Raw genomic sequence first — 9,433 nt, 5'->3', positions numbered from 1 at the left:
AGAAGTAACTTTCTTCGTCATGGCCGGGCGTGTCCCGGCCATCCACGCAGACAATCCGCCTCCTGCGCCGACGACTGTGGCACATGCCGACGTGGATGCCCGGGACGAGCCCGGGCATGACGACGTTACGGGTTCCGTGGTTCCTTCACCCCCGCCAGCAGCCACAGCCCGACGCCGAGGAAGGGCAGCACCACGGCGATGCCGAAGCGCTGGTCCTGCGTCGCTTCCGTGATCACGCCGATCAGGAAGGGGGCGAGGAAGGAGGTCGCCTTGCCCGAGAGGGCGAAGAGGCCGAAGAATTCCGTCATCATCTTGGGCGGCGCCAGGCGTGCCATCAGGCTGCGGCTCGACGCCTGAGCCGGGCCGAATGGCAGGCCGAGCACGAGCGTGCAGGCCAGGAAGGCGATTTCCGACGGGCTCGAGAACAGCGCCCGGCCGGGCAGCGGTGCCGGCACCTCGAAGACGAAGAAGATGTGGGTCGCACCCACCGAGAGGATGCCGATCGTGCCGAGGATCAGCAGGATCAAGGAGGCGACGATGGTCCGCTTCGAACCGACCCTGGCTTCGAGCACGCCGCCCAGGAAGGAGCCGGCCATGGCCAGGATGTTCAGGATGATGCCGAAGATGCCGATGGTCAGCAGGTCCCAGCCGAAGGTCGCCCGGGCATAGATGCCGCCGAAGGCGAAGATCGCCAGCAGCGCGTCGCCGTAGATCATATGGGCGATCAGGAAGCGCACCACCGTCTTGTAGCTCCGCACATGGCGGAGTGTGGCGGCGAGCTGGCGCAGGCCCTGGCGCACCGCGGCCCGGCGCGGCAGGGCGCTGCGCGGCAGGTCGGGCACGAAGAGGAACATGGGCAGGATGAAGACCGCGAGCCAGAGGGAGGAGAGCGGGCCGGACAGCCGCTCCGCCTCGTGGGCCGCCTTGTCGAGGCCGAGGGCCGGCACCTCCGGCAGGACGAAGAGGCCGAGCACGAGGCCGAGGGAGATCAGCCCGCCGACATAGCCGACGCCCCAGCCGATCGCCGAAAGGACGCCGATCCGCTCCGGCGGCACCAGGCTCGGCAGCATGGCATTGTTGAAGACGATGGCGAATTCGGCCCCGATGGTGGCGAGCGTGATGGCCGCCGCGACCAGCAACAGGCCCTGCGAGCCGAGGCCGGGCACCGCCCACCAGAGCGTGGCACAGCCGATGAAAGTGCAGGCCGAAAGCACGAAGATCCACGGCTTGCGCGGCCCGGCGGCGTCGGCAATGGCGCCGAGCACGGGCGAGAGCAGGGCGATGCAGAGCCCCGCCGCGGTCTGGGTATAGCCCCAGATCGCCTGGCCGGTCACCGGATCGGGGGCGACCGAGCCGGTGAAATAGGGCGCGAAGATGAAGGTGGTGACCAGGGTGAAGAAGGGCTGGAAGGCCCAGTCGAAGGTGGTCCAGGACGCCTGCGCCAGCCGGTTGCTCAAGATCGCTCCTATACCGAGAAGAGGCCGCGCAGGTGGCGCCCGGCGAAGGTCAGTTTGGCCAGGCTGGCGCCGCCCGCGGTGAGTTCGCCGACCAGCGTCCGGCTTCGCGCCAGGCCGGCGGCATTGGCGGCGAGCCAGGCTTCGACGCCGCCCGCGGTCGCGATCGCCGCGGCGGCCAGCAAGCGTTGCTGGGCATAGAAATCGTCGACCAGGGCGGTCAGGGCCAGGCGGTCCCAATGGTCGGCGGCATCGATGGCGGCGGCCGCCTCGCGCAGCGTGTCGAGGCCGATCTCGTCGCCCAGGCGGAAATAGGCACCGCCCAGCGCTTCGACGTCGCCGCCCGGTCCGGCCGCCGCGACGATGTCGAGGGCACCCGCCAGGGCCGGCTGCGCCGCCAGGGCGGCGGCGAGTTCCGGCGTCACTCCGGCGACGGCGAGGGCATCGCGCGCCCCGGCGATGCGGCCAGCCAGGGTGGGCGGCAACAGGGCCGGCAATTCCCCGGTCAGGGTGGCGACCCCGGGGCCATAGCGCTCGACCGTGGCGCCGATCGCCATCGGCTGCATCTCGTTGTGGAGGAGCCACATGGTGGCGCGGCGTGTCGCCTCGCCGATCGTGAGCAGCATCCTGGCCTGGACGTCGGCGGCGACCTTGCCGTCGAGCGCGTCGATCGCCCGGCAATGCGCGTCGAGGCCGAAGATCGCGGTCGCCGTGGCATAGGCCCGGGCGATGGTGCCGACGTCGAAGCCGGTCGATTCCTCGATCCGCGACACGAAGGTCGGCCCCATCCAATTGACGATCGCATTGGCGAGCTGGGTCGCGATGATCTCGCGGCGCAATCGGTGGGCCTGGATTTCCTCCGGGTAGCGCTCGCGCAGCGCCGCCGGGAAGTAATGCGCCAGGTCGCGCGAGAGCCAGGGATCCTCCGGCGCGTCGCCTTCGAGCAGGGCTTCCTGCAGGTTCATCTTGGCATAGGCGAGCAGGACGGCGAGTTCGGGCCGCGTCAGGGCTTGGCGCTGGCGGGCGCGGGCGGCGATCTCTTCGTCGTTCGGCAGGAATTCGACCACGCGGTCGAGCCGGCCGTCGGCCTCCAGCATGCGCATCAGGCGCTGCTGGCTCTCCAGCGCCTTGGTCCCGCGTGCCTCTGTGACCGAGAGCGCCTGGGTCTGCAGGTAGTTGTCGCGCAGCACGAGCCCGGCGACGTCGCCGGTCATCTCGCGGAGGAGCTGGTCGCGCTGCTTCCGGGTGAGGTCGCCCTGGGCCATGGCGCCATTGAGCAGGATCTTGATGTTGACCTCGTGGTCCGAACAGTCGACGCCGGCCGAATTGTCGATCGCATCGGTGTTGATGCGCCCGCCAGCCAGGGCGAATTCGATCCTGCCGCGCTGGGTGCAGCCGAGGTTGGCGCCTTCGCCGACCACCTTGGCACGGATCTCGTGGCCGTCGATCCTGATCGCGTCGTTGGCGCGGTCGCCCGCGGCGGCCTGGCTCTCGCCCGCCGCCTTCACATAGGTGCCGATGCCGCCGAACCAGAGAAGGTCTACCGGCGCCTTCAGGATCGCCTGCATCAGTTCCTGCGGCGTCACGCTCTCGGCCGAAATATCGAGGCCGGCGCGCACCTCGGGGCTCAGCGGGATCGACTTCAGGCTGCGCGGGAAGATGCCGCCGCCGGGCGAGAGCAGCTTGCGGTCATAGTCGTCCCAGGAGGAGCGGGGCAGGGCGAAGAGGCGCTGGCGTTCCCCGAATGAGGTGACGGTGTCGGGGTCGGGATCGAGGAAGATGTGCCGGTGGTCGAAGGCGGCGACCAGGCAGATTTTCTCGGACAGCAACATGCCGTTGCCGAAGACGTCGCCCGACATGTCGCCGACGCCGGCCACGGTGAAGGGTTCGGCCTGGGTGTCGTGGCCCATTTCGCGGAAATGGCGCTTCACCGCTTCCCAGGCGCCGCGCGCGGTGATCGCCATCGCCTTGTGGTCGTAGCCGGCCGAGCCGCCGGAAGCGAAGGCGTCGCCCAGCCAGAAGCCGCGCGCCTCCGCGATGCCATTGGCGATGTCGGAGAAAGTGGCGGTGCCCTTGTCGGCCGCGACGACCAGATAGGGATCGTCGTTGTCGTGACGGACCACGTCCGCCGGCGGCGCGATGGCGCCGGCCTTGATGTTGTCGGTCAGGTCCAGGAGGCCGCCCATGAAGATCTTGTAGCACTCGATCGCTTCGGCCTGGATCGCCTCGCGTCCCGCCGTCGCCGCCGGCAGGCGCTTCGGATAGAAGCCGCCCTTGGAGCCGGTCGGCACGATCACCGCGTTCTTCACCATCTGGGCCTTCACGAGGCCCAGGATCTCGGTCCGGAAATCCTCGCGCCGGTCGGACCAGCGGATGCCGCCGCGCGCCACGCGCCCGCCGCGCAGATGCACGGCTTCGACCCGGGGACTGAAGACCCAGATCTCGACCAGCGGCTTCGGCAGCGGCAGGCCCTCGATCTTGCGGCTGTCCAGCTTGATCGCCAGGCAGGGCTTGGGGCCGCCATCTTCTGCCTGTTGGAACAGGTTGGTGCGCAGGCTCGCGTCGATCACGTTGAGGAAGCGGCGGATGATCCGGTCCTCGTCCAGGCTGCTCACCGTGTCGAGGTCGGCCAGGATGCCGGCGCGATGCGTTTCATAGGCGGCGGTGCGGTCGCCCACGAAGGCGGGGTCGTGGCGCAGGCGGAAGAGCGCGGTCAGGTCGCGCGCCACGCCGGGCCAATGGGCCAGCGTCTCCTCCATATATTCCTGGCTGAAGGGAATGCCGATCTGGCGGAGATATTTGGCGATGGCGCGCAGCACCATGACGTCGCGCGCCGGCATGGCGGCCAGCACGACCAGGCGGTTGAAGCGGTCGTCCTCCATCTGGCCGGCCCAGAGCAGGGCGAAGGCCTGCTCGACCAGGGGTGCCAGCGTCTCCATCACCAGCTTGTGGCCCTGCGGCTCGATCAGGCGGAAATCCTGCAGCCAGACCGTGGCGCCGTCGGAAAGGCGGAGCGCATGGGGCGTCTCCTCCATCACCTTGAGGCCCATGTGCTCGATCAGCGGCAGGCAGTCGGACAGCGGCACCGGCTGGCCCAGGCGGTAGAGCTTGAAGCGCAGCACCGTGCCGTCGTCTTCCAGCTTGCGGTAGACGCCCTGGGTTACGGCACCGTCGACGCCGGCGGCCACCAGCGGTTCGGCCCGGGCGATGTCGGCGATCGCGGCATCGGGCGACTGGCCTTCACGATAGGCGCTGGGGAAGGCCTTCAGCCAGCGGCGCGAAAGCGCCAGGCCGCGGTCCTCGCCGTGGGTGGCGACCAGGGCTTCGCGGAGCCGGTCTGTCCAGCCGCGGGCGACCAGGATGATCTCGTCCTCGATCGCCGCCGTATCGAGCCGGGCCAGCGCCTCCGGCACCGCGCCGACGACGAGATGCACGCGGGCGAGTTCGGTCTGGCCGACCAGGCTGGTGCGCGAGATCACCTCGCCGCCCGCCGCCTTGCACAGAATCGCCTCGACCGCCTGGCGAAGGGTGGTGTCGAACTGCTCGCGCGGCAGGTAGACGAGGGCGGAGATCCAGCGCTCGAAAGTGTCGACGCGGAGGAACAGCCCGGTACGCGGCCGTTCCTCCAGGCGGAGGATGCCGAGGGCGATCGTCGAGAGCTCGTCGTCGCCGACCTGGAACAGCTCGTCGCGCGGATAGGTTTCCAGGATGTTCAGCAGGGCCTTGCCGTCGTGGCTCGCGGGCGAGAAGCCGGCGCGGGCGATCACCCGGGCGACCTTGCCGCGCAGCAGCGGAATTTCCCGTGGGCGGAGCTGATAGGCGGTCGAGGCGAAGAGGCCGTAGAAGCGCCGCTCGCCGGTCAGCCGGCCGGCCTCGTCATATTGCTTCACGCCGACGAAATCCATGATCGCCCGGCGGTGCACGGTCGAGACGATATTGGCCTTGGTGACGATCAGCGCCGTGGCGAGATGGCGGAAGTGATGGACGCTGCCGTCGTCATGCCGGCTCATGCCGTGGAAATGAGCGTCGCGCAGCAGGCCGAGGCCGGTCGCCTGGACGAGGTCGCCCGCCTCGACCAGGTAGTCGCGGGCGCCGAGCAGGACGAAATTGTCGGCCGCCAGCCAGCGCAGGAATTCGCATTGCTCGGCCTTCATACCGTCCGGGTCCGGGGCCGCCTCGAGGCCGACCAGGGCGTCCTCGAGCAGGGTCACCATGGGCTGCCAATCCTCGACCGCGGCGCGCACGTCGCGCAGCGTGTGGTCCAACATCTCGGCCAGGGCGGCGCGCGAGGCGGGATCGCCGTCCTCGTCGATCTGGATGTGGACCAGGGATTCGGTGATGGCGCCGGGGGCACCCGGTTCGAGCAGGGCGGTGCGCCGGCCGGCGGCGTCGCGCGCCACGGTCAGGATCGGATGGGCGACCAGATGCACGCCGCGACCTTCCCGCGCCAGGGCGGCGGCGATCGAATCGAGCAGGAAGGGCATGTCGTCCGTCACCGTCTCGACCACCGTGTGCGGGCTCTGCCAGCCGTGGGTGTCGAGCCTGGGGTTGAAGACGCGGACGAGATGGCTGCCGGGCTTGCGCTCCTCGGCAAAGCGCCAATGGCCGAGGGCGGCGCCGAACAGCGCCTCCGGCGTATGCTCCAGAAGATCGTCGGTGGAGAGCCGGTCGAAATAGGCGCCGACCATGCGGGTGATTTCGTCGGCCCCCGGGCCGAAGCGCCGTACCGCCTCGGCGATCACCGCCTGGATCTGGTCGTGTCGCGCTTGTGCTGCCTTGTTCTCGACCATGTCGGCCCTCCGTCGTCGCCGTGGGACGAGGGGAGCCTATCCGAGCATCGTGACGCGGCCAAGGCGCAGCCGAGAGTGCCCGCAGAAATCATACGAAGGATCAATCGGCGAATCGTCTCCGTCGATGCAGGATGTCCGAAATCCCAATTTTCGGCGGCCGGATCCGAAAATGCGGGATTTCTATACTCGGCACTCTTGTCCCGATTGGTTAATGAAGCTGTCTGTGATGGTCGCGGCATTGCATTATTACAAATGCGTGTTACCTATTCGACAGGGGGCATTCGAAATAGTAACAGTCGGCCTACGGCGCCAGTAGCATTGTCCGGCGCCGACGCCTGAAGCAGGAGAAGATAGATGCCGACCAAGGCAAACCCCGTCGACGTTCACGTCGGTGCCCGTGTCAAGCTGCGCCGTCAGCTTCTGGGCCTCAGCCAGACCGAACTCGGCAATGCCCTGGATCTCACTTTCCAGCAGGTCCAGAAGTACGAAAAGGGGACCAACCGTATTTCCGCTTCGAAATTGCACAAGATGGCGGAAGTGCTCGACGTGCCGATTTCCTTCTTCTTCGACGGTGTCGAAGGCACCCGCAGCGATGCGGATTCGGCCGATCTCGACATGATGTCCCGTGCCGAGACGATCAGCCTGGTCCGGGCCTATTACTCGATCGAAGACGAGGCCGTCCGCCGCAAGGTGATCGAATTGCTGCGCACGCTCGGCAAGGAACAGGACTGACCTCCTTCGCCCCCGACGACGAGGCTCGCCCCTTACCCGGGCGAGCCTCTTGCATTATGATGGGCGCATGATCGCCCGCCGCTCACGATATGCCCATGCCGTCACGCGCAAGCGCGTGCTTCTGATCCATTGCGCGCGGATCGGCTACAACCCTTAGTTTCCGTCGCCTCGCCAGTCCCATTTCCGTATTTTTTTCGACGAGGCAGACTGAAATGACCCGTTCTCCCGCCCGCAATTCGACCAAGGCGCTTCAGGCCGCGGACGCCCGCCACCATCTCCATCCCTTCACCGACCATGCCGGTCTCGCCGCCAAGGGGGCGCGCGTGATCACCAAGGCGGAAGGCGTCCGCCTGTGGGATTCCGAAGGCCGCTCGATGATCGACGGCATGTCGGGCCTGTGGTGCGTCAATGTCGGCTATGGCCGCCGCGAACTGGCCGACGTGGCCCGGGAGCAGCTCCTGCAGCTGCCCTATTACAACACCTTCTTCCAGACCACCCATGAGCCGGTGGTGGCGCTCTCCGAAAAGCTCGCCAGCTTGGCGCCGGCGGGCATGGACTTGGTCACCTATACCGGCGGCTCGGGTTCCGAAGCCAACGATACGATCGCCAAGCTGATGCGCTACTACTGGAACCTCCAGGGCAAGCCGCGCAAGAAGACGGTGATCAGCCGCAACTACGCCTATCACGGCGTGACCATGCAGGCGGCGTCCTTCTCGGGGCTCACGGGCATGCACCCGCAGTTCGACCTGCCGCTGCCCGGCGTCGTCCATGTCGAGGCGCCCTATTGGTATGCCCATGGCGGCAATCTTTCGCCCGCCGAATTCGGCCTGAAGGCCGCCCGGGCGGTCGAGCGCAAGATCCTGGAACTGGGCCCCGAGAATGTCGGCGCCTTCATCGGCGAGCCGATCCAGGGTGCCGGGGGCGTGATCATCCCGCCCGAGACCTATTGGCCCGAGATCATGCGGATCTGCCGCCATTACGACGTCCTGGTGATCGCGGACGAAGTGATCTGCGGCTTCGGCCGGACGGGCAAATGGTTCGGCAGCCACACCTTCGGCATCCAGCCCGATTTCATGACCATGGCCAAGGGCCTGACCTCGGGCTACATCCCGATGGCCGGCGTCATGATGGGCGGCAGGGTCGCCGACGCCTTCCGCTCGGCGGGCGAGGAGATCGTGCACGGCTTCACCTATTCCGGCCATCCGGTGGCGGCGGCGGTGGCGCTCCGCAACATCGAGATCATGGAAGAGGAGAAGCTGGTCGAGCGCGCGGGGGGCGAGATCGGCGACTATTTCCAGGCCAAGCTGCGCGAGGCCCTGGGCGACCATCGCCTGGTCGGCGAGGTGCGCGGCGTCGGCATGATCGCGGCCATGGAGCTGGTGGAACACAAGCCATCCCACGCCTTCTTCGATCCGAAGCGCGGCGTGGGCACCCAGTGCCGCAACCATTGCTTCGAGAACGGCCTGGTCATGCGGGCCTGCCGCGACGTCATGGTGCTGGCCCCGCCGCTCACCATCACCAAGGCGGAGATCGACGAATTGGTCGGCCTCGCCGAAAAGTGCATCGAACTGACGGCCCGCGACCTCGGTCGCTGAGCCGGTTCCACGACAGGGCGACCTCCGTCGGCGTCGAGCCGGCGGGGATTGCCGCCGCTACAGCTTCTCGCAGGGCGGCTGCCAGGCGGGGAAGGGGCGGCGGGTCCCCGGGTCGTGGCGCTGTTCCCAATCCTGCAGGCCGATCCGTTTCAGATCGAAGAGCTGGCGGGTGGTGGCATAGGCATTGCCGCCCATGCGGCCCACGGCGTCGAGCGCATGGGGGTCGATGTGCATCTTGTCGTCGATCACCGCATTGTCGATATGGGCGGCGACCACTTCGCCCAGGATGATATCGCGCCCGCCGGGCAGCGGCACGGTCTGGAACAGGCGGCATTCCAGGGCGGCGCGCGCTTCCTTGATGTAGGGGCAGGCGACCTTGAAGCCGGGGGCGGGGGTCAGGCCGGCCTCGGCCAGTTCGTCGGTCCCGGGCGGGAAGGTGATGGCAGTCACCGTCATCGCTTCGACCAGCACGTTGGAAACGATGTTCACGGTGAATTCGCCGCTCGCCATTATATTGGCGGCGCTGTCCTTTGCCGTGCCGTCGTCGCGCTGGCCGATGCCGAGCGCCACGATCGGCGGCTCGGACGAGAGCACGTTGAAGAAGCTGAAGGGGGCCGCGTTGATCCGGCCCTGGGCGTCCAGCGTGGTGACCCAGGCGATCGGCCGGGGTACCACGATGCCGACCAGGATGCGGTATTGCTTCTGTTCGGACAGGGTTGCGAAATCGAAAGTCTTCACGCTCATCGACGAACCGGCGACAGTGTTTGCAGCGAGCCACTATAGGTCTTGGCCAGCGGGAAGGCGAGTTCGCCGCGTTTCGCCGTGGCGAGCCCCAGGCGGACCAGGGATTCGGCCAGGGTGA

5 protein-coding genes are annotated in these 9,433 nt (G+C 67.8%); 2 read left to right on the top strand and 3 right to left on the bottom strand.

Annotation, left to right across the window (positions count from 1 at the left end; genetic code table 11):
- Positions 1–125: 125 nt before the first annotated feature.
- Positions 126–1,469: an MFS transporter gene (locus WC493_RS20110; RefSeq protein WP_373067867.1), complete on the bottom strand. Its 1,344-nt coding sequence runs from the start codon at positions 1,467–1,469 to the stop codon at positions 126–128.
- Complete coding sequence (locus tag WC493_RS20105) at positions 1,466–6,244, bottom strand: NAD-glutamate dehydrogenase (protein ID WP_373067865.1); 4,779 nt, start codon at positions 6,242–6,244, stop codon at positions 1,466–1,468. Before WC493_RS20105 ends, WC493_RS20110 begins: the two co-directional genes overlap by 4 nt.
- Before the next feature lie 354 nt (positions 6,245–6,598).
- Between WC493_RS20105 and WC493_RS20100 the strand changes: the two genes are divergently transcribed.
- The gene (locus WC493_RS20100; RefSeq protein WP_373067863.1) at positions 6,599–6,976 is read left to right on the top strand and encodes a helix-turn-helix domain-containing protein; all 378 of its coding nucleotides are present in this window, start codon (positions 6,599–6,601) and stop codon (positions 6,974–6,976) included.
- 212 nt (positions 6,977–7,188) lie between these two features.
- Complete coding sequence (locus WC493_RS20095) at positions 7,189–8,571, top strand: aspartate aminotransferase family protein (protein WP_373067861.1); 1,383 nt, start codon at positions 7,189–7,191, stop codon at positions 8,569–8,571.
- 57 nt (positions 8,572–8,628) lie between these two features.
- On the opposite strand, the gene WC493_RS20090 is transcribed toward WC493_RS20095, so the two are convergent.
- Entirely contained in the window at positions 8,629–9,315 is a 687-nt protein-coding gene (locus tag WC493_RS20090) for a flavin reductase family protein (protein WP_373067859.1), read from the bottom strand.
- Between the last annotated feature and the right edge of the window lie 118 nt (positions 9,316–9,433).

The sequence above is a fragment of the Zavarzinia sp. genome (assembly GCF_041650655.1).
Taxonomy (GTDB): domain Bacteria; phylum Pseudomonadota; class Alphaproteobacteria; order Zavarziniales; family Zavarziniaceae; genus Zavarzinia.
Note: the sequence above shows the minus strand (reverse complement) of the source record. Positions and strands in the feature narration are given on the sequence as shown.